General features: G+C 69.8%; 24 protein-coding genes. 11 read left to right on the top strand and 13 right to left on the bottom strand.

Annotated features, from left to right (window positions below; all coding sequences use genetic code 11):
• Positions 1 to 504: 504 nt before the first annotated feature.
• On the top strand, positions 505 to 711 hold the full coding sequence (locus IFR14_RS03050; protein ID WP_191940181.1) for a hypothetical protein: 207 nt from the start codon (positions 505 to 507) through the stop codon (positions 709 to 711).
• Between the two features lie 117 nt (positions 712 to 828).
• On the opposite strand, the gene IFR14_RS03045 is transcribed toward IFR14_RS03050, so the two are convergent.
• From IFR14_RS03045 to IFR14_RS03025, 5 genes are all read right to left on the bottom strand, one after another.
• Positions 829 to 1,488, bottom strand: coding sequence for a response regulator (locus IFR14_RS03045; RefSeq protein WP_191940180.1), 660 nt, complete (start codon positions 1,486 to 1,488; stop codon positions 829 to 831).
• On the bottom strand, positions 1,485 to 2,210 hold the full coding sequence (locus IFR14_RS21545) for a sensor histidine kinase (RefSeq protein WP_446728082.1): 726 nt from the start codon (positions 2,208 to 2,210) through the stop codon (positions 1,485 to 1,487). The genes IFR14_RS03045 and IFR14_RS21545 overlap by 4 nt, the downstream gene beginning before the upstream one ends.
• Positions 2,211 to 2,754: 544 nt before the next feature.
• Complete coding sequence (locus tag IFR14_RS03035; RefSeq protein WP_191940178.1) at positions 2,755 to 3,975, bottom strand: serine hydrolase domain-containing protein; 1,221 nt, start codon at positions 3,973 to 3,975, stop codon at positions 2,755 to 2,757.
• Between the two features lie 14 nt (positions 3,976 to 3,989).
• Complete coding sequence (locus tag IFR14_RS03030) at positions 3,990 to 4,814, bottom strand: hypothetical protein (RefSeq protein ID WP_191940177.1); 825 nt, start codon at positions 4,812 to 4,814, stop codon at positions 3,990 to 3,992.
• Positions 4,814 to 5,560 (bottom strand): ABC transporter ATP-binding protein, encoded by a 747-nt coding sequence (locus IFR14_RS03025; RefSeq protein ID WP_191940176.1) that lies wholly within the window; start codon positions 5,558 to 5,560, stop codon positions 4,814 to 4,816. The genes IFR14_RS03030 and IFR14_RS03025 overlap by 1 nt, the downstream gene beginning before the upstream one ends.
• Positions 5,561 to 5,659: 99 nt before the next feature.
• Between IFR14_RS03025 and IFR14_RS03020 the strand changes: the two genes are divergently transcribed.
• Complete coding sequence (locus IFR14_RS03020) at positions 5,660 to 6,214, top strand: hypothetical protein (protein ID WP_191940175.1); 555 nt, start codon at positions 5,660 to 5,662, stop codon at positions 6,212 to 6,214.
• Positions 6,215 to 6,294: 80 nt separating this feature from the next.
• The gene (locus IFR14_RS03015; protein ID WP_191940174.1) at positions 6,295 to 7,008 is read left to right on the top strand and encodes an HAD family hydrolase; all 714 of its coding nucleotides are present in this window, start codon (positions 6,295 to 6,297) and stop codon (positions 7,006 to 7,008) included.
• Between the two features lie 31 nt (positions 7,009 to 7,039).
• Here the strand turns inward: IFR14_RS03015 and IFR14_RS03010 are convergent, their stop codons facing one another.
• The 3 genes from IFR14_RS03010 to IFR14_RS03000 form a co-directional block, all read right to left on the bottom strand.
• Positions 7,040 to 7,483 (bottom strand): BLUF domain-containing protein, encoded by a 444-nt coding sequence (locus tag IFR14_RS03010; protein WP_342365629.1) that lies wholly within the window; start codon positions 7,481 to 7,483, stop codon positions 7,040 to 7,042.
• Positions 7,484 to 7,892: 409 nt separating this feature from the next.
• On the bottom strand, positions 7,893 to 9,164 hold the full coding sequence (locus IFR14_RS03005) for an HNH endonuclease signature motif containing protein (RefSeq protein ID WP_191940173.1): 1,272 nt from the start codon (positions 9,162 to 9,164) through the stop codon (positions 7,893 to 7,895).
• A 567-nt stretch (positions 9,165 to 9,731) separates the two neighbouring features.
• Positions 9,732 to 10,328 carry a hypothetical protein gene (locus tag IFR14_RS03000; RefSeq protein ID WP_191940172.1) on the bottom strand — a complete coding sequence of 199 codons (597 nt, stop codon included), beginning with the start codon at positions 10,326 to 10,328 and terminating at the stop codon, positions 9,732 to 9,734.
• Positions 10,329 to 10,485: 157 nt separating this feature from the next.
• Here IFR14_RS03000 and IFR14_RS02995 point away from each other — a divergent pair, with 157 nt between their 5' ends.
• Positions 10,486 to 11,697 (top strand): FAD-dependent oxidoreductase, encoded by a 1,212-nt coding sequence (locus IFR14_RS02995; protein ID WP_244631943.1) that lies wholly within the window; start codon positions 10,486 to 10,488, stop codon positions 11,695 to 11,697.
• Positions 11,698 to 11,880: 183 nt separating this feature from the next.
• Here the strand turns inward: IFR14_RS02995 and IFR14_RS02990 are convergent, their stop codons facing one another.
• Together IFR14_RS02990 and IFR14_RS02985 are read right to left on the bottom strand one after the other, a co-directional pair.
• Entirely contained in the window at positions 11,881 to 13,191 is a 1,311-nt protein-coding gene (locus IFR14_RS02990; protein ID WP_191940170.1) for an ABC transporter permease, read from the bottom strand.
• Positions 13,188 to 13,895, bottom strand: a complete 708-nt coding sequence (locus IFR14_RS02985) for an ABC transporter ATP-binding protein (RefSeq protein WP_085511157.1) — start codon at positions 13,893 to 13,895, stop codon at positions 13,188 to 13,190. Before IFR14_RS02985 ends, IFR14_RS02990 begins: the two co-directional genes overlap by 4 nt.
• A 166-nt stretch (positions 13,896 to 14,061) precedes the next feature.
• On the opposite strand from IFR14_RS02985, the gene IFR14_RS02980 reads away from it, so the two are divergent.
• From IFR14_RS02980 to IFR14_RS02970, 3 genes are all read left to right on the top strand, one after another.
• The gene (locus IFR14_RS02980; RefSeq protein WP_191940169.1) at positions 14,062 to 15,297 is read left to right on the top strand and encodes a sensor histidine kinase; all 1,236 of its coding nucleotides are present in this window, start codon (positions 14,062 to 14,064) and stop codon (positions 15,295 to 15,297) included.
• Positions 15,294 to 15,971, top strand: coding sequence for a response regulator (locus IFR14_RS02975; protein ID WP_191940168.1), 678 nt, complete (start codon positions 15,294 to 15,296; stop codon positions 15,969 to 15,971). Before IFR14_RS02980 ends, IFR14_RS02975 begins: the two co-directional genes overlap by 4 nt.
• 64 nt (positions 15,972 to 16,035) lie before the next feature.
• Positions 16,036 to 17,478 carry a sugar porter family MFS transporter gene (locus IFR14_RS02970; protein ID WP_191940167.1) on the top strand — a complete coding sequence of 481 codons (1,443 nt, stop codon included), beginning with the start codon at positions 16,036 to 16,038 and terminating at the stop codon, positions 17,476 to 17,478.
• A 7-nt stretch (positions 17,479 to 17,485) separates the two neighbouring features.
• Here the strand turns inward: IFR14_RS02970 and IFR14_RS02965 are convergent, their stop codons facing one another.
• Positions 17,486 to 18,049, bottom strand: a complete 564-nt coding sequence (locus IFR14_RS02965) for a manganese efflux pump MntP (protein ID WP_191940166.1) — start codon at positions 18,047 to 18,049, stop codon at positions 17,486 to 17,488.
• A 212-nt stretch (positions 18,050 to 18,261) separates the two neighbouring features.
• On the opposite strand from IFR14_RS02965, the gene IFR14_RS02960 reads away from it, so the two are divergent.
• The 4 genes from IFR14_RS02960 (at position 18,262) to IFR14_RS02945 (ending at position 21,062) form a co-directional block, all read left to right on the top strand.
• Positions 18,262 to 18,597: an ArsR/SmtB family transcription factor gene (locus IFR14_RS02960; protein ID WP_079706164.1), complete on the top strand. Its 336-nt coding sequence runs from the start codon at positions 18,262 to 18,264 to the stop codon at positions 18,595 to 18,597.
• On the top strand, positions 18,594 to 19,286 hold the full coding sequence (locus IFR14_RS02955; protein ID WP_191940165.1) for a cation diffusion facilitator family transporter: 693 nt from the start codon (positions 18,594 to 18,596) through the stop codon (positions 19,284 to 19,286). The genes IFR14_RS02960 and IFR14_RS02955 overlap by 4 nt, the downstream gene beginning before the upstream one ends.
• 40 nt (positions 19,287 to 19,326) lie before the next feature.
• Positions 19,327 to 20,082, top strand: a complete 756-nt coding sequence (locus IFR14_RS02950) for an enhanced serine sensitivity protein SseB C-terminal domain-containing protein (RefSeq protein WP_191940164.1) — start codon at positions 19,327 to 19,329, stop codon at positions 20,080 to 20,082.
• 149 nt (positions 20,083 to 20,231) lie between these two features.
• Positions 20,232 to 21,062, top strand: a complete 831-nt coding sequence (locus tag IFR14_RS02945; protein WP_191940163.1) for a hypothetical protein — start codon at positions 20,232 to 20,234, stop codon at positions 21,060 to 21,062.
• Positions 21,063 to 21,074: 12 nt separating this feature from the next.
• Here IFR14_RS02945 and IFR14_RS02940 read toward each other — a convergent pair whose 3' ends face one another.
• The gene (locus tag IFR14_RS02940) at positions 21,075 to 21,401 is read right to left on the bottom strand and encodes a hypothetical protein (protein ID WP_191940162.1); all 327 of its coding nucleotides are present in this window, start codon (positions 21,399 to 21,401) and stop codon (positions 21,075 to 21,077) included.
• 113 nt (positions 21,402 to 21,514) lie between these two features.
• Complete coding sequence (locus IFR14_RS02935) at positions 21,515 to 21,940, bottom strand: Hsp20/alpha crystallin family protein (RefSeq protein WP_071261327.1); 426 nt, start codon at positions 21,938 to 21,940, stop codon at positions 21,515 to 21,517.
• Between the last annotated feature and the right edge of the window lie 58 nt (positions 21,941 to 21,998).

The following is a 21,998-nucleotide window of genomic DNA, read 5'->3' as shown; positions in this document are numbered from 1 at the left end:
CCAGATCGGACAGAAGGTGCCCTAACGATAACAGTTTGTGTGTGTAGAAAGACTATACGAGTTAGTTTCTGAACTGTCAACCAGGCGTGGTTGAGGGTTCTGTCGCAGGGGTTACTGAGAAGGCACAGAGAGGTAGGAACCGATGCGAATCATTCGACGTCGGACCATCCGAATTCGGATCCGGCCCCGCCGCTAGACGCGGCGGGTGATCCCCACGGTTGGTCACGAGCGTGCTCGTAGCTCGTGACCAACCACCCCCTCGTAACCTCCAACGATTGGAACCAGCATCATGGCTCGAAACAGCAAACAGACCTCGAAGAAGGTCGCAACCGCCGCCAGCAAGATTCTCAGCAACCCGCGTTCGTCCGCGGCTGCGAAGAGGGTTGCCGGTAGCGCTCTCGCTCAGAAGGGCAAGGGCGGCAAGTAACACCTGACGGAAGGGCGGGGTCGCTACGAGCGGCCCCGCCCTTCCGTTTGACCACGACGGACGTCTACGCTGCGGGCATGAGCACCGAAGAGCGGTACAACGAAGTCCATGTCGGCGGCGTCCACCTGAGTGACGTTCTCTCCGGAGACGTCTCCGACGTCCAGGAGCAACTAGAGAGGGCGATCGCGAACGGCGATGAATGGGTAACCATCACGGCCCCTCACGGCATCCACTACGTGGTGCGGATGACCCCGACCACCGACGTCGTGATCCGGTACGTGTAAACAGCTCCGGACACGCAGATGGGGCGGCGCTAAGAGCCGCCCCATCCTGTGGATAACTCCCCGACTGGAATACGCGGATAACGTCAGATTATGTATTCACGGCTCGCCACCCACAGCTCAACGCGGGTCGACGAGTCCCGCGCGGATCCCCCAGAGCACGGCTTGGAGGCGGTCACGCGCTCCCGTCTTCTGCAGCAGACCGGCGAGGTGGTACTTCACCGTGGTGGGTTCGACGAAGAGCCGGTCGGCGATCTCGGCGTTGGAGAGTCCCTGCGCCAGCAGGTCGAGGACCTCGAACTCGCGATCGGTGAGCGGTGACTCGACCGGCGCGGTCGCGACCGGGGCCTCGCGCCGGCGCTCCGAGAACTCGCGCAGGATACGACGGGTGAGGCGTTGGTCGAGCGTCCCCTCCCCCGCTGCGACGGAACGGATCGCGGCGAGCAGCGTCGCCTCATCGGCGCCCTTCAGCAGGAAGCCGGCCGCACCGGCCTCGAGGGCGGCGAACACGTCCGCATCGACGTCGAACGTCGTGAGGATGAGGACGTCGGCGTCGAGCTCCGGGTCCGCCGTGATCGTGCGGGTCGCCGCGATCCCGTCCGTGCCCGGCATCCGGATGTCCATGCAGATCAGGTCCGGACGCAGCTCCTTCGCCAACCGCACCGCGTCGGCACCGTCGATCGCCTCACCGACGACCTCGATGTCGGGCTCGGCGCCGAGGATCACCGAGAGGCCGGCGCGGACGACCGCCTGGTCGTCGGCGATGAGAAGGCGGATCATGAAACACTCCGATGCTGGTCGGGACGCTGCTGGTCGGGACGGTGCTCGTCAGGGATGGTCAGTTGGTTGCGCCACCCACCCTCGTCCGTCGGCGCCGCGGTCAATCGCGCCCCGATGAGCTCGGCGCGCTCGCGCATGCCCCAGAGGCCATAGCCGTCTCGCGACGGCGAGGCAGGCCGCTGCGACGACGCTGCGTTCGTCACGGTGAGTTCGATCGCATCCGCTTCGAACCGCACCGCCACACGACAGACGGCTCCGGGCGCATGGCGGGCGGCGTTCGCCAGCGACTCCTGGACGGTCCGGTACGCAGCCGTCTCCGCAAGCGGCCCCAGCACACGAGGCTCACCGGTCACGGTGTACGCGACGTGCTGCCCCCGCGACCGCGCCGCCTCGACGAGTTCCGGGATCGCCGCGATCGTCGGAGTGGTCGCCGGCCCGAGGGTCGATCCGTCTCCGCCGCCCTGGGCGTCCGCGTCGTCGCTGCGCAGCAGGCCGACCGTCCGCCGCAGGTCCACGAGCGTCGTGCGCGCGTCCGACTGCACCGTCTGGAGCATCTCCCGAGCGCGTTCCGGGTCGCGCTCCACCAGAGCGCTGGCCGCCTGCGCACTGACGATGATCCCTGACAGGTGATGTCCGGCGATGTCGTGCAGTTCCCGCGCGAGGGCGGTGCGCTCGGCGCGGAGGTCGTTCTGCACGCTGATCCGACGCTCGTTCTCGGCCATACGCGCCTGGTCCTCGATCGCCGACAGCAAGCGCTCACGACCCCTGGCGTACTCGGCGACGCCGGCCGGGAGCACGTACTGCAGCACGATGCGCGCGATGGCCGCGAACACGAGGATGAGCGGCTCCTCGGACGACCCGAAGGCCATCGCGATGCCGCCGACCACCGTCGTCGCGACCGCGCCGACCACCAGCGCGCGGATGACCGTCCGCCGCTCCTCGTGCCGAGCGAGCGCGTAGGTGGCGAGGATCACGCCGAACGAGCCGATCCCAAGCTCACCGCCGGTGCTGCCGAGGATCACGAGGTCGAGCGTGACCACGACCCCGAACACGACCACCGGGTACCGGACCCGCAGCAGCAACGCGACGGCCTGGAGCACGACCAGGGCCGCGTGCACCCACGGCGGGATCCGACCCGGCACGGCGTGCAGCTCGTCGACCCACGGGACGACCCCGAGATACCCCACCGCACCGGCGAGGACCAGGACCGGCGGGAGCGCCGAGCGCAGACGGGCCGCGACAGGGGCGGGNTCCGGTGGGAAGCGATCATCGCTCGCAGAGGGTCGCGTCGAGGGCGTCGACGACGATCCGGTACTGCTGCATCAACCGCTCGTTGTCGTCGGGCGACACGACCGCCCACGGCAGCGACGTGACGGCGATGGTGACAGCCGTGCCGTCGGGACCGACCGCGTTGCGCGTCTGGGTTCCGGGGATGTCGCCGCCATGGCCCCATGCCACACCGCCGCAGCTCAGCGGGTAGCTCTGCAGGCCGAGCCCGTAGCCCGCCCCCGGCCACAGCTCGTCACCAGCCGGGACCGTGGTCTGCATCTCGGCGAGGGTCTCCTTCTCCAGGAGTTCACCGTCGAGCAGGGCCTTCATGAAGACGTTGAGCTCGTGCGGCGTCGAGACGAGCGCCCCGGCGGACCAGGCGAACGAGGTGTCGAGGGCCGTGATGTCCAGGAGGTCGCCGACGGTCTTCGCGTGGTACCCGTGCGGGTGCTCACCGCGCAGCTCGAGTTCGCCCGGCGCCGGGAAGTACGTGTGCTCGAGGTCGAGCGGCTTGACGATGCGCTCGTCGATCTGCTGGGCGAGTGCCCGATCGGTGACGTGCTCGACCATGAGCCCCAGCACGAGGTAGTTCGTGTTGCTGTACGCCCACCGCTCCCCCGGCGCGAACACGGCCGGCTTGGCGAGGGCGATCTCGAGCATGTCGCGGGGCGAGATGTAGCGCTCCTGTGCAGCGAACGCGTCGGCGGCGATCTGGTCCGCGTACTCGGGGAGTCCCGCCGTGTGCTGGAGCAGCTGACGAACCGAGATGCGGGTGCCATCGATGCCGTCGCCGGTGATGAGCCCAGGGAGGTAGGTGTCGATCGGGGCGTCGAGCGCGACCTTCCCCTCCTGGACGAGCTGCAGGACGACGGTCGAGACGAACATCTTCGTGTTGCTCGCGATCCGCACCTCGCCGTCGACCGGGGCCGGCTCGTCGGTCGCGAGGTCGCCGATGCCGGCCGCGACGTCGATCGCCTCGCCGTCCGGCCCGATCACCGAGGCGAGCGCCGCGGGGTAGCCGGCGTCGACGAGCGACTGCATCCGGTCCTGTAGCGGGCCGGATTCGGAGCCGGCGGTCTGCTCCGTGGCACTGGAGCAGGCGCTGAGGGAGACGGTTCCGGCGAGCAGCGCGGCGGCGGCCGAGACGGCGATGATCGTGCGGTGACGGGTCTGGTGCTGCGTCTTGGTCTGAGTGTGGGTCTGGGTCTGGTCGTTCATGTGGGTGATTCCTTTCAGATGTCGCGGCGCGCGAGCGCAGCGGATGCAGCCGCAGTGAGGGCGGCGGTGAGGGCCACGAGGGCGAGGATGACGACGGACGGTCCGAACCCGTCCGTTCCGCCGTGGATGACGCCCTGGGCGAGGGCGACGGGCAGGAACTGGGTCCAGACCGGCACGATGCCGCCGGTGATCAGCTGGATCGAGGAGACGGCGATCGGTTCGAGGATGAGGATCCCGATCGTCGTCAGGACGCCGGCGAGCTGGGTGCGGACGATGAGTCCGACCGCGAGGCCGATGACCGACAGGGCGGTGACGGCGAGGACACCGAGCCCGAACCGTGCTGCGAGGTCCGGGAGACCGAGGACGAACGGCGTCCCGGTCGCTGCCAGGGTGATGACGAGCGTGACCAGGCTGACGAGGGCGAGTACGACACCGAGGGCGGCGCCGACGAGTGCGACCGCGCCCGCCTTGGCTGCGACGATGCGGAACCGCTTCGGCGAGGCGAGGACAGCGCCGACGATGCCGCCGTAGCGGTCGTCACTCGTGCCGGCGAGCACGCCGAGCAAAGTGATCGCCAGGAGTGCGACGCCGATGGAGCCGCTGCCCATCGACGCACCGAGCGGGTTGAGCGCGTCGAGTTGGACGGCGCGGGAGGTGAGGTCCAGGACGGGGAAGTCGCTCCCGAGGGCGTCGAGCCCAGGACCGATGTCGCCGTCGGCGAGGGCGGGCATGAGGGTGACGAAGGCGAGTTGCGTGACGATGAGTCCCACGACGGCGACCGCCGCGGTGACCTTCGTCGCGGTCGTGGTGACGAGCCCGATGAGTTCAGCGCGGAACATCAGCGCACCTGCCCGTTCTCGGTGAGCTGGGCGGTTCCGGTGACCTGGAGGTAGTACGCCTCGAGGTCACCGCCCGATGCGGCGAGGATGTCGCCCATCGACGAATGGGCCAGGACGCGACCGTCGGTGATGACGACCACGTCGTCCGCGATGTCCTGGACGTCGGACAGGAGGTGGGACGAGAGCAGGACCGTCCCGCCCGCGTCGGCGAACGCGCGCAGCCGGAGGCGGAGCCACTGCATGCCTGCCGGGTCCAGGCCGTTCGACGGCTCGTCGAGGATGAGCACGGCCGGCTCGCCGAGGAGGGCTGCGGCGATCGCGATGCGCTGACGCATCCCGAGCGAGTACCCACCGGCGGGGCGGTCGGCGTCGCGTGCCATGCCGACCTCGGTGAGGACCGCTTCGATGCGGGCTGCGTCGACCCCGATCCGCGCGGCGGCGATGCGGAGGTGCTGCCGCCCGGTGCGGGCCGGGTGGAGTCCGCCCGCGTCGAGGACGGCGCCGACGGTGCGCGCCGGCTGCTCGAGCTCGCGGTACGGGCGGCCGAGGATGAGGCCGTCCCCCGCGTCGGGACGGGCGAGTCCCAGCAGCAGACGGATGGTGGTGGTCTTCCCGGCACCGTTGGGGCCGAGGAGTCCGACGACCCGGCCAGGGGCGACGGTGAAGGACACGTCATCGACGCGGGGGCGACCGTGGAAGGTCTTGCGGAGGCCGCGAGCCTCGATGGGATGAGTGGAGAGGTTCATGGCTCCAGCCTCGGCGCAACCCGTTCCGGGCACCCCCGCCTGCCGCACAGTCCCGGGCTGGCCGAACGGACAGTGATCGACGACCTCTAGGCTGCTGGCATGGACACGACTGCTCGGATGCATGATCGACGTCACCGCCTCGCGCCGCGCGCGACCGTCGTGGCCACGGTGGTCGTCGTGGTCGCCGGTCTGCTCGCCGGCTGCGCGTCGTCACCCTCGCCAGACCGGACGACGGCGGCATCCGCAGCGGCATCGGACTCCGCCACCCGCTCGGGCACCGGTGAGATCCGGCACGAGCTCGGGCCGCTCACCGACCGCTTCCCACAGCTCGCCACCGCCCTCTCGGCGACCTGGATGTCGGGGACCATGGGTGACGAGCGGGTTCCAGGCCCGAGCACGTACTGGATCGACGCGGTCGTCGTCCTGGATGAGGCCGGCTACGCGGAACTGCGCGCGCTCGCACCAGGTGAGGCGGGCTCGGACGCGGAGGCGGAGCTCCCGGACCTCGACGCCGGACTCGATGACGCACTGCCGCCGGGACCGCTCGTACGTTCGTCCGCTCTCGACGACGCCTTCTCGCAGGACGGCCGCTCGACGCAGGTGTTCCTCGACGATGCGACCAGCTCGGTGATCCTCACCAGCCGGTTCCAGTAGCGGGCGGCACTGCGGCTCGCACGTTCTGCGGCGAATGACCACCGCTTCACAATCGCGGGCTCGCGGGTTTGACTGGATGCATGTCCGAATCAGCTGACACCACCGTCCCCGAGAACTCCGACGACCGCATCGCGGTGCTCTTCGACATCGACGGGACGCTCGTCGACTCGAACTACCTGCACGTCGACGCGTGGGATCGCGCGTTCGCCGATGCCGGCAGGCCGGTCGACGCATGGCGCATCCACCGTTCGATCGGCAAGGACGGCGGTGAGCTGCTCGAATCGCTGCTGGACGGTTCCGACGAGGTCGAGCAGTACGGCGAGCGGGCGAAGGAGTTGCACAGCGAGTACTACCTCCAGACCACCTCCCGGCTGCGGGTGATCGGCGGTGCGCGCGAGCTGCTCGGCGAGTTGGCGGGGCGCGGGATCGAGGTCGTCCTGGCGACCTCGGCTCCGGAGAACGAACTCGAGATCCTGCGGGACCTGCTCGACGTCGACGATGCGATCTTCGCAGCGACCTCGTCCGGGGACGTCGAGACCGCCAAGCCGGAGCCCGACATCGTCGAGGTCGCGCTCGATCGTGCGGGTGTGCCGGCGTCGAGGGCGGTCATGGTCGGCGACGCCGTCTGGGACATCGAGGCGGCCGCGCGGGCCGGTGTGGAGTGCATCGGGGTGCGCAGTGGAGGCTTCGGCGAGCAGGAGCTCCGTGATGCCGGTGCGGTCGCGGTCTACGGCGATGTCGCCGAGCTACTCGCGAACCTCGACGACAGCCCGATCGGCAAGCTCGCGGGCTGACTGCGGGCGTGAGCGCGGGCTTGAGCGCTGCTCAGCTCCGTGTGGCGCGGCTGCGGAACCAGCGGGCGAGTTCCTGCAGCGCGCGCATGGTGGCGGTCGGGTCGTCGCGGTCGAGGTCATCGAAGGTGTCGCGGTAGCCGTCGAGCTCTGCGGCGGAGCCGGTGTCGGCGCGTTCGAAGCCCATCGTCCAGGCGGCGAACTGGCGTTCGCGGAGGGGCTCCTCGAACATCACGCGGATGCCAGTGTGACGAGGGTCGGCGGCGAGGGTGGCCATCAGTTCGCGGACGGCGGGCTCGGGGCCTTCGAGGACCTGGAGGAACCGGCCGTCGCGGTGGACGAGCATGCCGGTGAGCTGTGCGCGGACGTTGTTCTCACGGCAGACGGCGAGCAGGGCGGTGAGGTCGTCATCGCTGAACGGCTGTGTCGCCGTGCTCGCGTACACGAGTGACAGCATCTGGTCTTCGTCGGTGCCCACGTTTGGAGCCTACCCGGCGGGGTGCGGAGGTGGTCCCGGAAGCAGCTCCCCGCGCTGCGTGCCCTCACCCCGACTGCCCTTCGACAGGCTCAGGGACCGAAGCGCATCCGAGTACAGTCCAGCCCGGTCACTGAGCCTGTTCTCCCCGGTCACTGAGCCTGTCGAAGTGCCCACGAGGACCCCTCAACGCTCCGGGCACACCTCTCCCCGGCCACTGAGGCAGCGCACCCCGAGTGCCCTTCGACAGGCTCAGGGACCGAAACGCCTGCGAGCACAGTCCAGCCCGGTCACTGAGCCTGTCGAAGTGCCCACGAGGACCCCTCAACGGTTCGGGCGCACCTTTCCCGGTCACTGAGCTTGTCGAAGTGCCCACGAGGAACCCTTCGACAGGCTCAGTGACCTGCGGGGGCTAGAACGGTGCGGGATCTGGTTCCGTCCGGTGGTGTTTGCCGTCAGGTGTAGTCCACTCGAGCACCCCGCCGGGTCCGTGGTCGAGGTTCCAGCCTGGGAGGTGCTTCAGCCGGTGGTGATGTCGACACAAGCAGGCGAGATTGCCGACATCCGTCCCGCCGCCGTCCTCCCACGCGACTGAATGGTCGAGATCGCAGGCCCGGGCGCGCCTGCCGCAGCCCGGTGCCCGACAGGTGCCGTCCCGAAGCCGGACCGCGCGCTGCAGGTCCGCCGGAACGCGGTACTGATTCCGCCCGACGGAAAGGACCGCGCCGGTCTCGGGTTGGACGAGGATCCGGGTGAAGCTTGGGGCGTTCACCGCGATACGCGCCGCGGTCTCCGGGTCGATGGGTCCGTAGCCGTCGAGCGTCGCCGGGGCATCGCTCACGCCGGCCATCGTGAGCGCCGGGACCGTGATCTGCACGGTCGGCTTGATGTGTTCTTGCACCTCGATCGGGTGCGGGAGGACCGCGCTGGACATGACGTCGTCGGGTGTGACGCCGGTGAGTGCGAGGGCTGCGAGGGCGTCGGCCTGGAGCTGTGCGCAGGTGCGGGTGTCGCCGGCCTTGCGCGATTCCGCAGCTGCCGTCTCGACGCGCTCGATGATGCCTTGCGCGATCGGTGCCGTCGTGAACAGGTGCACCCACGCCATGCCGTCTGCGGCAGGTTCGAACTCGACCCGACGGTCAGCCTCCGAACGGGTTGCGCGTGCGGTGATCGATTCCGGGTGGAGGCGCTCGCGCAGAACGCGGGCACGCTTCCGGAGGTACGCATTGGTGGATTGTTCGGCGACCGGCAGGACCTCGGCGAGGAACACCGCTCGCCCTGCGGTCGGGACGTCGCAGAGCTGGTCCGTGATGGTCTGCGCATGCCGGGCGGAGATACGACCGGCCTCAAGTGAGGCAAGCACAGCCGGCGCTTCGTTCACGAGCAGTTCGGCATCGTTGGTCGCACGCTGAACCGTCCGTTCAGGCGTGCGCGTCGCCATCGCGAGGGCTGCGCAGGTGGAGCGGCGTGAGAGCGCCTGGCGCTCAGCGGGCGGGAAGATCGCCGGGACCGTGGCGTCGGCGAAGGCGTCCGCGTAGGCGGCAGACCGAGCAAGCAGCCGGGCCTCCTCGGCGTCCAGAGTCGCGCGGCGCCGCTGGATGTCCGCGTAGTGGTCCGAGAACTCCGCGAGGCGCGCGGCGTGCTCGTCGCTCGCGCGGATCGCGGTGAGGGTGGTCTCGGTCATGGAACAAGTCCACCATGAACCACTGACATTCCAGATGCCGAGTCGAGTTGGTTGTGGAAGTCTCCTCGCGTGCCCTTCGACAGGCTCAGGGACCGGAGGGGGTTGCTCGGAGACCGGAGTGAGTACGGCTGCACCTCTTCCGGTCACTGAGCTTGTCGAAGTGCCTGCGAGTGCCCTTCGACAGGCTCAGGGACCGGATGGGGTTGCTCGGGGACCGGAGTGAGTGCGGGTGCACCTCTCCCGGTCACTGAGCTTGTCGAAGTGCCTACGAGTGCCCTTCGACAGGCTCAGGGACCGGATGGGTGTCGCTGGTCTTGGACGCTTCCTCGTGCGCCCTTCGACAAGCTCAGGGACCGGATGGGGTTGCTCGGGGACCGGAGTGAGCGCGGGTGCACCTCTCCCGGTCACTGAGCTTGTCGAAGTGCCTGCGAGTGCCCTTCGACAGGCTCAGGGACCGGCGAGGGTTGCTCAGGGACCGGCGAGGGTTGCTCAGGGACCGGCGAGGGTTGCTCAGGGACGGGCGAGGGTTGCTCGGGGACCGGAGGGACTCCGCGGCTCCCAGTCCACTCACCGGCCCATGAGCGCCTTCACGACCGCGATCGCGGCAGGCCCGTCGAGCGACGGATGACCCGCCCACTGCCCACCGGTGACGGATATCTCCGTCTCCGGCAGCACCACCGTCGTGACGATCACCGCGGCGACTCCGGTCTCGACCGTCGCGCTGTAAGCGGTCCCTCCGGCAGCCTCGATGGTCGTATCCGGGATCGGCGTGAGCCCGGCGGCGGCGAGCTCATCGGCCGACAGCGCCTCGCTCGATTCGGGCGAGACGACGACCTCCACCGACCGGATGTCCGCCGCATCGACCGTCCCCTCCGGCGCCTCCCAGCCGCAGACGGTCCCGTACTCGTCCGCCCCGTTGTCCTCTCGTGCCACGAGTCCCTCGATGTACGGCGCGACGGCCGCCTCCACCGCCGCGCAGTCGACCTGCAGGGACGATCCGTCTCCCGAGCCCCCGCTCGACGACTCCGCCGGCACCGACGCAGCGGGCGATGCACTGCCGGCGGAGCCGCCAGCGGGCCCACTCCCACCAGTGCACGCCGTCAGCGCGAGCACGATCGTTCCGGAGACGAGAAGCGGCAGTCCTGCCCGCTGCAACAGACGCATGATGTCGACGATATGGGTTCCGGAGTAGTGTCCGGAAGAGACCGACGGGAGCAGCGCGATGAAACCGACGACCCGCACCGACAGCGATCACGGCGACCACACCGTCGACCACACCAGCGACCGCGACTGCGTCATCGCGGGTGGCGGCCCGGCCGGCATGGTGCTCGGCTACCTCCTCGCCCGGGCCGGCCTCAGCGTGACCGTGCTCGAGAAACACGCCGACTTCTTCCGCGACTTCCGCGGCGACACGATCCACCCGTCGACCATCACGTTGCTCGGCGAGCTCGGCCTGCGCGAGCGGTTCCTGCGGCTGCCGCTCAACCGGTTGCAGACGATGGACGCCGTGATCGACGGCCTGCGGATGACCATGGTCGACTTCCGCACCCTGCCAGCACCCGACCGGTTCCTCGTCCTCGCGCCGCAATGGGACTTCCTGAACTTCCTCGCTGAGGAGGCCGCCGCACTGCCGAACTTCGAGCTCCGCCTCCGCACCGAGGCGACCGGCCTGATCGTGGAGCAGGGCCGGGTCCGCGGCCTGCGCGCGACCACGACGACCGCCGACGCCCCAGCGACCGAAACCGACCCAGCGACCAGCACCTCCACCGACATCGAGATCCGAGCCACCCTCACGGTCGCGGCGGATGGACGCACCTCTGCCCTCCGCGACGCGGCCGGACTCATCCCCGACGAGAGCGGCGTCCCGATCGACGTCCTGTGGTTCAGCCTGCCGAAGCCGGCCGACCCGCCACCCCCGACCCTCGCCTACCTCTCGCCGCGCGGCATGGTGCTCACGATCGACCGGGGTGACCGGTACCAGTCCGGCATGGTCATCCGGAAGGGCGGCGCGGAGCGGCTCAGAGCCGAGGGTATACCGGCGCTTCGCCAGAGGATCGTGGATGCCGCACCCGTCCTGCGTCCGGTGGTCGACACCCTGACCGACTGGGACCAGGTCAAGCTCCTCTCGGTCCAGCTCAACCGCCTCGACCGCTGGTACCGCCCGGGCTTCATCGCCATCGGCGACGCCGCGCACGCGATGTCACCGATGTTCGGTGTCGGGGTCAACTATGCGATCCAGGATGCGGTCGCCCTGTCCAACGCGATCGCCGGCCACCTCGCCGAGGGGGACGCACCATCCCACGTCCTCGCTGCCGTCCAACGTCGACGCGAGCAGCCGGTCAGGATCATGCAGCGCGTCCAGCGGGCAGGGCATCGGGTGATCTCCCGCACGACCACGGGCGCCCACATCGCGCCGCGGTGGGTGATCCGGCTGATGCGGCTCGCCAGCCCCGTCGTCCGACCGCTTGCGGCGAGGTTCATCGGGATCGGGATCAGGCCCGAGCACGTCACCAGCCCGAGGCGCGAAGCGTAGAAGAAGCGGGCACGGAGCCTCAACCTCCGACGAGGGGACGGCCGCTTGTCGGTAACGTGGACGCCGCAGACGCGACCTGAGCGTCTGCGCCGGCGCTGCTCCTCAACCTGGCGCCGGCGCGGCTGTGGGGCGCCGCTTCCGCCGCGCCCCACAGCCGCCACCCGCATTCCCGACCGATGCGCATCACTCGTAGCGGAGCGACTCCACCGGATCGGCCTTGGCGGCACGGGCGGCGGGCAGCGTTCCGGCGAGGAACGCGATCACCATGACGACCAGGACGATGATCCCGAGTGACACCGGGTCGAACGCGATGAGGTCGAGGCCCGGCAGGTCGGCGAGGAGCGATCCGGACAGCGCGGCACTGATGCCGGTACCGGCGAGCACCGCGACACCGACGCCGATCGCACTGCCGAGGAAGCCGATGAACGCGGCCTCGAGGCTGAACAACCCGAAGACCTTGCCGCTCCCCATCCCCATGGCCTTCATCAGACCGATCTCGCGGGTGCGCTCCTGCACGGACATGAGGAGGGTGTTCACGATCCCGAAGCTGGCCGCGAGGAGGGCGATGATCGCGAAGGCGTTGAGGACGAGGACGATCCCGTCGATCACCGTCTTGATGGTGCCGAGTTGGTCTGCGACGGTCGTGCCGGTGTAGCCCGCATCGGCCAGGCGGTCCTTCAGCGCCGTGACCTGCTCGTCGGTGGCGTCCGCGCTGAACCGGATGGACGCCTGCGCGTACCGCTCGACCTGGTCGGACGGGACGCCGATGTTCTGGGTCTCGTAGAGGAGGTCGGTGAGCGCGGCGTTCGGCACGATCGAGGCACCGGTGGGCGAGGCGAGGCTCTCCTCGGCGACTCCGACGACGGTCGCGTCCACGGTGTGCTGCGTGCGCTGCGCATCCGTGATCGCGACCGTGACCGTCTGCCCGACCGCGTCGGCGTCGCTTCCGAAGCCGAGCGGCTCCACATAGGAGGTGGGGAGCACGAGCTGGAGTGTGTCGGTGTCGTCGTCGGGCTGTGCACCGTCCAGCAGCGTGACGCTCTGCCCGGAGATGAGTCCACCGACACCGACGACGTACTTCGTGCCGCCGCCCGCCTCGATGTAGTCGGTCGAGATCGACTTCACGGCCTGCACGTCGAGGACCCCGTCGATCCCGCCGAGCTCGTCGAGATCGGTCGGTGTCAGTGCGACGACGGTCGATCCCGGCGCGCCGGCACCGGTGGAGGCGACCGCGTCCGGGTCGTACTCCTTCGGTCCGCTCGTGCCCGCACCAAGACCGCCGCCGGTGTCGGCCGTCTTGGTGACGGTCATCGTGTCGGACGCACCGACGCTCGACACCGTGTCGTCGATGTAGGCGTTGATGCCGGTGCCGAGCCCGTTCGTCAGGGTGAGCGTGAACGCTCCGACGAAGATCGCCAGGATGGTCAGGATGGTCCGGGTCTTGGACCGGAACGTGTTCGCGACGGCGGTCCCGATGAGGTCGACGGTTCTCATGCGGCCACCGCCTCGTCCTCGACGAGCAGTCCGTCGCGGATGAGGATCCGCCGATCGCAGCGTGCCGCCAACTCCTCGTCGTGCGTGACGACGATGAGGGTGATGCCGCTCTCCCGGTTGAGGGAGAAGAGGATGTCCTCCACGACGGCGCCGGTCGCCGTGTCGAGGTTGCCGGTCGGCTCGTCGGCGAAGATGATCCGTGGGTTGTTGACGAGCGCGCGGGCGATCACCGTCCGCTGCTTCTGCCCGCCCGAGAGGTTCACCGCGCGGTTCCGCGCCTTGTCCTCGAGCTGGAGCTGCGCGAGTGCGGCGAGCGCCCGGCGACGTCGGTCACCACGGCGGACGCCGGCGATCTTCATGGGGAGCAGGACGTTCTCGAGCACCGTCGCGTTGGCGGTGAGGAAGAACTGCTGGAACACGAACCCGAAGGTCTTGTTCCTGGTCGTGTTGAGGCGGCGACCGCGGAGGGTGCTCGTGTCGACCCCCTCGAGTTCGACGGTGCCGGAACTCGGTGCGTCGAGGAGCGCGAGCACGTGCATGAGCGTGGACTTGCCGGAGCCGCTCTTCCCGACGATCGCGACGCTCTCGCCGGCGTGGATGTCGAAGCTCACCCCCTTCAGCGCGTCGAACCGGTTCTGACCGCGACCGTAGGAACGCCGGACGTCCCGGACCGAGATGATCGGCGGCGCTGTGGTGCTCTGCATGGTGTCTCCTCGTCTGGGGCCGGGTGCTCCGGCACCAGTCCAGACTCGCGGCGACGACCGTCCGACGCGTCCCCCACCGGCGGACACCCGTGTACCGCGTCCGTGGTACCGCGGAATGCCACGTGCGGAGGAGTCGCCGGGCGCCGGTTCCCGGCAGACTGGGCCCATGACCTCCGCGACGCAGGATCACCGGGTGCGCGATCCGCATCCGAGACCCCCGGTGTGGGTGGGCGATGTGGTCGCCGCGGTCCTCATCATCGCCTCGGCGTTCATCCCGTTCCCCAACGCGGAGTTCCGGCCGGGCAGCCCGCTCGTCGTCGCCCTGGTCGTCGCGCCCGCGCTCCTCCTCCCGCTCCGTCGGCGCTGGCCCATCCCGGTGCTCGCTGCCGTCATCGCCTGTTACGGTGCGGCGGCGATCACGGGGACCCTCGCTCCCGGTGTCGTGATCGCGGCCGCCATCGCGATGTTCGGGGTGGCCGTGCGCTCCGCGCGGCGGACGACCCTCATCACGGCCGTCGCGACGATGGTCGCGGTCGCCCTCCTCAGCCTGCTCGCGTCGATCGGCAGCTTCGATCCGCGGACGGTCCAGTTCGCGGTGATGATCGCGTTCGCCGCCGCAGCCGGTGACGGGACACGATCACGCCGCGCGTACATCCTGGCGATCACCGAGCGCGCGGAGCGGGCCGAACAGACCCGCGAGGCCGAGGCGAGGCGTCGGGTGACCGAGGAGCGGCTCCGGATCGCGCGCGACCTCCACGACACCGTCGCCCATCAGATCTCGGTGATCAGCCTGAACGCCGGGGTGGCGTCGAGCTCCCTGGAGTCGCGGCCGGAGAAGGCGAAGGAGGCGCTCGTCTCGATCCGCCGGGCGTCCCGGACGGTGCTCGGCGAGATCGGTGATCTGCTCGAGGTCCTGCGCAGCGACAGCGACGGCGCTGGCGCAGGCTCCCGGGGAACGCTGCCGCAGCCGGGACTCGACCGACTCGACGCATTGATCGCCGAGTTCACCGCCGCAGGCCTCGACATCACGACACGGATCGACCCCGACGCACCGGAGCTGTCGACCGCCACAGACATGGTCGCGTACCGCGTCCTCCAGGAGGGGCTGACGAACGCGCTGAAGCACGGTCCTGAGCGTCGTGCGCACGTGCTCGTGGAGGGCGAGAACGGGAGGATCGTCGTCAGCGTGAGCAACCCGACGACACCCGGGGTCCCGCGTGAGCAGGCCGACGCGGCGCCGACCACCGGGCACGGACTCCTCGGCATCCGTGAGCGCGTCGCCGCCGTTCGCGGGACCGTCGACGTCGGCGCGACCCCGGGCGGCTGGCGGCTGTCCGCGACCCTCCCCACCGGCGAGCCGAGGCAGGCAGACACGATGAACCCCGAGGAGTCCCCCGCATGACCACCGTGCTTGTCGTCGACGACCAGTCGCTCATCCGCCAGGCCGTCGCCGACATCCTCTCGGCCGAGGCCGACCTCGAGGTCGTGGGCGAAGCCGTCGACGGCGCGCAGGCGGTGTCGCTCGCCCGCGAGTTGCGACCGGACGTCGTACTCATGGACATCCGCATGCCTGTCCTCGACGGCATCAGTGCGACCGCCGCGATCTGCGCCGACCCCGACCTCGCGGACACCCGGGTGCTCATCCTCACCACGTTCGAGGAGGACGAGAACCTCATCGCCACCCTGCGAGCCGGCGCGAGCGGCTTCATCGGCAAGGGCTCGGAGCCGGAGGAGATCGTCCGCGCCGTGCGCGCGGTGCACGCCGGCGACGCGCTCCTGTCCCCTGCGGCGACCCGGAGTCTCATCACGAAGTACGTCGTCGCTGCGGACGAACCGATGAGCCCGCGCCAGGTCCCCACCGAGCTGGCGCTGCTCACCGAGCGGGAACTCGAGGTGCTGCTCCTCGTGGCCCGCGGACGGTCGAACCAGCAGATCGCCGACGACCTCGTCATCTCACCGCACACCTCGAAGACCCACGTGAACCGCATCATGACGAAGGTCGCCGCCCACGATCGCGCCCAGCTCGTCATCCTCGCGTACGAGAGCGGCCTGCTGCGGCCGGGCGCCGACGACTGAACCGGTACTGTCGTCCTGTCCACGACGCCGTCCGGCGCGCGGGCCCAGCAGACGAGGAAGTGCGATGGCCGGATCCCCCACAGCCCGACAGGCGGCGAGCACGCTGCCGGCCCTCACGCCCGGGCCGCACCGCCGCCACCTCGGCCTGATCTCGATCGTCGCCTGTTTCGGCGGGTTGCTCTTCGGCTACGACACCGGCGTGATCAACGGGGCGCTGCGTCCGATGACCGCCGAACTCGGGCTCACCCCGTTCACCGAGGGCGTCGTCACGAGCTCGCTCGTCTTCGCGGCCGCCGTCGGTGCCCTGCTCGGCGGTCGGGTGTCGGACGCATGGGGCCGGCGGCGGAGCATCATCGTGCTGGCGGTGCTCTTCTTCGTCGGGACGCTCGTGGTCGTCTGCTCGCCGAACGTCGAGCTCCTCGTCGCCGGTCGCGTCCTCCTCGGACTGGCCGTCGGCGGTGCCTCCGCCGTCGTCCCGGTCTACCTGGCGGAGCTCGCGCCCTACGAGATCCGTGGGTCGATCACCGGCCGGAACGAGGTCGCGATCGTCCTCGGACAGTTGTCGGCGTTCGTGATCAACGCGGTCATCGGCACCGTGTTCAGCGAGCACACGAGCGTGTGGCGCATCATGTTCGCCGTCTGCGCCCTCCCGGCGGTCGCGCTGTTCGTCGGCATGCTGCGGATGCCCGAGTCACCGCGGTGGCTCGTCGACCACGGTCGCCGCCAGGACGCCCTCGACGTGCTGCGGACCGTCCGCTCCGACGACCGCGCCGTCGCCGAACTCGCGGAGGTGGAGGCGTCCATCACCGCGCAGCGCGACCAACACCGGATCGGGCTCGGGGCCGTCCTCCGCAACCCGTGGCTCGTGCGCATCCTGCTCGTCGGTGTCGGCGTCGGGATCGCCCAGCAGCTCACGGGGATCAACTCGATCATGTATTACGGGCAGACCGTGCTCGTGGAGTCGGGCTTCGACGAGAGCGCCGCGCTCATCGCCAACATCGCGCCCGGGATCATCGCCGTCGTCGGGGGCTTCATCGCCCTCACCTACATGGACCGACTCGACCGACGGAAGACGTTCGTCATCGGCTTCTCGCTCACGACCGCGTGCCATCTGCTCATCGGCTTCTCCTCGATGGTGCTCGAGCCGGGCGACCCGATGCGTCCCTGGGTCATCCTGGTCCTCGTGGTCGTGTTCGTCGGCTCCATGCAGACGTTCCTCAACGTGGCGGTCTGGGTCTACCTCGCCGAGGTCTTCCCGCTCCAGATGCGCGGCCTCGGGATGGGCGTCTCGATCTTCATGCTCTGGGTCGCAAACGGGTTCCTGGCGCTGTACTTCCCGTCGCTCGTCGACGGCCTCGGCATCACCGGGACCTTCTTCCTGTTCGCGGGTGTCGGCGCGCTCGCGCTCCTCTTCGTCGCCACCCAGGTACCCGAGACGCGTGGGCGGGGCCTCGAGGCGCTCGGCGAGGACGTGTCGACCGGCGCGATCTTCACCCGGAAGCGGTGATCTCCGACTAGCCGGTGAGGTGGTCGATGAGGATCTTGACACCGATGAGGATCAGGATGACTCCACCGGCGATCTCCGCCGGCTTGCCGAAACGCTGACCGACGCGACGGCCGATGAAGACGCCCAGGAAGGCGAGCACGAACGTCGTCAGTCCGATGAGGACGACGGCTTCGAGGATCGAGCCGGGCAGGAACGCGAGCGTGATGCCGATGGCGAGCGCGTCGATGCTCGTGGCGAGCGCGAGGATGAGGAGTCGCCGGACGTCGATGCGGTCGGAGTCGACCTCGGTGTCCTCGTGGCTCGAGAACGCCTCCCAGAGCATCTTGCCGCCCACGAGGGCGAGCAGGCCGAAGGCGACCCAGTGGTCGACCTCGGTGATGTACCGCGCGAACTGCGTGCCGAGGAACCAGCCGATGAGCGGCATGACCGCTTGGAACAGTCCGAAGGTCCCGGCGATCACGAGCGCGTGACGCACGGTGAACCGCCGCATGTGCAGGCCCTTGGTGAGGGCGACGGCGAAGGCGTCGGCGGAGACGCCGAGCGCGATGAGGAGCAGCGGCCAGAACGTCATGTCGCGAGGTCTTCCTGTGATGCGTCCTGGACGCGGAGATGCGTTCGGGCGCCATGCCGCGAGGACCCGTCAACGTTGCCAGCGCCGTGCGGCGGCGGCAAGCCGAGACGCCCGATTGCCAGCGTTTCGCCTCGCCTAACGCGGCTGTTCGGGCGACCGCGAGGCTTGATCGATACAGCATTTCGTGTACTGTTTTTCACGTGACCGACACCATGACACCGACCGCGACCCTGACGCACACCGCCGCGCTCGCGAGGCTGGGGCACGCCCTGTCGGACGAGACCCGGGCCCGGATCCTCCTGACCCTGCGCGAGGCACCGGCCTTCCCCTCCGATCTCGCGGACGCACTCGGCGTCTCCCGACAGGTCATGTCGAACCAGCTCGCCTGTCTCCGCGGCTGCGGCCTCGTCGAAGGCGTCAAGGAAGGACGCAACACCTGGTACCGCCTGGCGGACAGCCACCTGGCGCCGGCGCTCGACGACCTCCTCCGGCTCGTCCTGATCGTCGATCCCGCCTGCTGCTCGGGTGAGAGCTGCACCTGCGCATGAGCACCGTCGGCCTGCCGCGCCCTCGTCTCCGCGCCCAGCTGAGCCCCGCCAGACGCGCGACGCTGCAGCGCCGGATCCGCTGGATCGTCGCGGCGACCATCGCCTACAACGTCGTCGAGGCCATCGTCGCCCTGTCGGCCGGGACCGTCGCCTCATCGGCAGCCCTCGTCGGCTTCGGTCTCGACTCGATCGTCGAGGTCCTGTCCGCCGCCGCGGTCGCCTGGCAGTTCTCGAGCCCCGATCCCCATCGTCGGGAACGGGTCGCGCTCCGGGTGATCGCCCTGTCGTTCTTCGGCCTCGCCGCGTTCGTGAGCGTCGACGCCGCCCGCTCGCTGCTCGGGTTCGCCGAAGTCCAGCACTCGACCGTCGGCATCGTCCTCGCGGCGGTCAGCGTCGTGATCATGCCGGCGTTCTCGCTGCTCGAGCGCCGGACCGGCAAGGAACTCGGCTCCGCCTCCGCCGTCGCCGACTCGAAGCAGACGCTCATCTGCTCCTACCTGTCGGCCGCGGTCCTCATCGGGCTGGTCCTCAACAGCACCCTCGGCTGGGCTTGGGCGGACGGCGTCGCCGCCCTCGTCATCGCCGGCTTCGCGGTCCGTGAGGGCGTCGAAGCCTGGCGTGGAGACGCGTGCAAGCGGCCGGTCTCATCGCTCACCTCGGAGAACACGGACACCTGCGACTGCTGCTGAGCACGCGCACCTTCCCACACGGCCGGGATACGCTGCTGGCATGCCTGCCGCCGACGACGCACCCGACGCTCCCGACATCGAAGCCCTCCTCGCCGCAGCCGCGAACGACCGCTCGAACGCCCCCGCGTTCCTGACGGCGCTCCTCGAGAGCACCGTGATCGTGGCAGGGACCGTGACCGACGACGGCATGGCGACCCTGGCGGACCTCCTCGACTCGGATGGCAGCTCGGTGCAGCCGTTCTACACCTCGAAGGCGCGCTTCCAGGAGACGCTCCAGGTCGTCCCGTCGTTCGAACAGCACCTCCTCGCCCTCCCCTGCCGCGTCCTGTGGCAGATGACCCGAGGCGCGAGGCTGGTCCTGAACCCGCATTCCACACACGGCAAGGAGTTCCTCCCGGGCGAGATCGCCCAGCTGCTCGACGGCGAGGCGGTACTCACACCACGCGTGGTCGAGCGCGAGACCGAGGTCATGGTGGGACAGCCGGCTCGCATCCCACCAGGGATGACCGAGACCCTGGCCGCGGTCCTCGCCGAGTACGGCGAGGTCGACGAAGCGGTGCTGGGCTGGAAGGTCACCCCGCAGGAGGGCGGCACGTTCGACGAGTGCTACCTCCTCGTCATCGTCGGCGCCCCGACCGCCCGTGAGACGATCAGCGGTCCGCTCGCACGAGCCCTCGCGACGTACTCGGCGAGCGTGCCGATCGACGTCATGTACGTGGCGCCTGGCGCGAAGCATCTCCTGAGTGGTGTCCCGCCGTTCCATCGCCGCAAGCGAGGGTTGTTCCGGCGACGATGAGCAGTGGGCTGAGTCGAACGGTGCCCGCGGTCGCACGTGGCGCACGCGTCCTCACGATCGCCGCGCTGCTGGGCGTCCTCGCGGCGTGTAGCGCGCCGCCGTCGGGGGTGCCCACCGGGACTCCGGCCGGCTCCGCACCGAATGCATCGGTGGCACTCCCACCCGCGCCGACGTCCGCCTTCCCGGGGCTCGCCTGCGATGCGCTCGTCCCGGACGCGGAGGTCGCATCCTTCCTGGGCGCCGCAGCCGCGCCGCAACCGCTCACCGTCGACGACGCCCCGGTCCTGCAGGACGGCGGGAGCGTCTGCGCCTGGGCCGACGAGGCGGACGGCACCTCATTGACCGTCCGACTCGTCGGAGACGGTGTCGACCACTGGGCCACCTTCAACCACTGGTACGAGCACACCGACTGGAGCGACAGCGTCGGCGAGATCAACGGGACGATGTGCTCGGACGGCGCCTGCTCCGTCCACGCCCTCGACGGCGAGCGGTTCATCGAGGTCGATGCGGCGGGGGTCGACGACCCGGCAGGGACGCGCACGGAGGAACTGGCTCGCGCAGCGCTCGCGGCAGCCCCGGTTCCGGCGCCCGCCGCACCCCCGTCATCGGCGCCCACCTCGCGCTCGTGCGCCACGGCGCTGCCGGTGGACATCGCTGCAGCACACCTCGGCGCAGCCGCCACCGGCGCGAGCTACGTGAGCACCGCGACACCGAGCTACCACCTCGTGCAGGACTCGCTCCAGCGGGTCGGCGGACTCGACTGCCGACTGCTGTCCGCGGACTCCCGCGAGCTCGTCCGGTTCACGGTGCTCCCCGGAGGCACGTGGGTGCTTCGCGAGGACAGTCCGGTCGGCGCCGTGGATGCGACTGGGAGCGAGCACTCGGCGCATGCTCGACGTGGCGACGACTGGGTGCGCCTGCAGGCCGCCGGGGCGAGCGAGGAGACGACTCGGGCCTTGTTGGCCGAGCTGCTCGGCTGAGCTCGACGTGCGTTAGAACACCGGCCGGTCCGCGATGGACACGAGGACCGCGGCGATCACGGCCACGGCCACGAGCAGGACCGCGACGATCCACTGCCAACGGGACACCGCCCGCCGGATGACGATGAGCAGGTGGACGAGCAGCGCGAGCACCGCCACGGCGGCGATCACGGTGCCGACCACCGCCGGCTCGAACACCGCGACCTGTTCCGTCGCGATGCCGTCGGCACCCGGCGCCTGGTACCAGATCATCGTGGTCTGCGTCGCCGCGACCAACAGGCCGAGTGCGGCCATCACGAGCAGGGCTGACGCTACGAGGATCCGTCGGACGCGGGACATGCCCCCAGTATGCCGACCGCCGGTCGCACACGGGCGAACGCCCCACCCACGGATCGTGGGCGGGGCGTTCGGTTCGTTCGATTCGTTCGATTCGGACGAGTGTCGAGCACGGCTCAGGCGTTGATCGACTGCGGGTGGTCGGTCGTGGAGTCGACGGTGATCTTCCGCGGCTTCGCACGCTCGCTCACCGGGATGATCACGGAGAGCACACCGCTGTCGTAGGACGCGGTGATGCCGTCGAGGTCGACTCCCTCGCCGAGGGTGAACTGCCGCAGGAAGTGGCCGCCACCGCGCTCGCGTGCGAGCCAGCGGACACCCTCGCGACTGTCGGCCGTGCGCTGAGCACGGATGGTCAGCTGACCTCCGTCGACGTCGACGTCGATGGATCCGGGGTCGATGCCGGGGAGGTCGGCGACCATCATGTACCGGTCGCCGTCACGGAAGAGGTCCACCGGCATGGGCCGGGGTGCGCGCACGGAGTCCAGTACGGAGGCCGCGAAGCGGTCGAGCTGGCTGATGGGATCGAGGGTCATTGCCATGGGTGTTCTCCTTCCCTGTCGCCCGATGACGGATCGGGCTCATCGATTGTCAGTGCCC

It is taken from the genome of Plantibacter sp. CFBP 8775, assembly GCF_014839505.1.
Lineage (GTDB): Bacteria > Actinomycetota > Actinomycetes > Actinomycetales > Microbacteriaceae > Plantibacter > Plantibacter auratus.
This window is presented reverse-complemented; position numbering and strand designations above follow the sequence as displayed.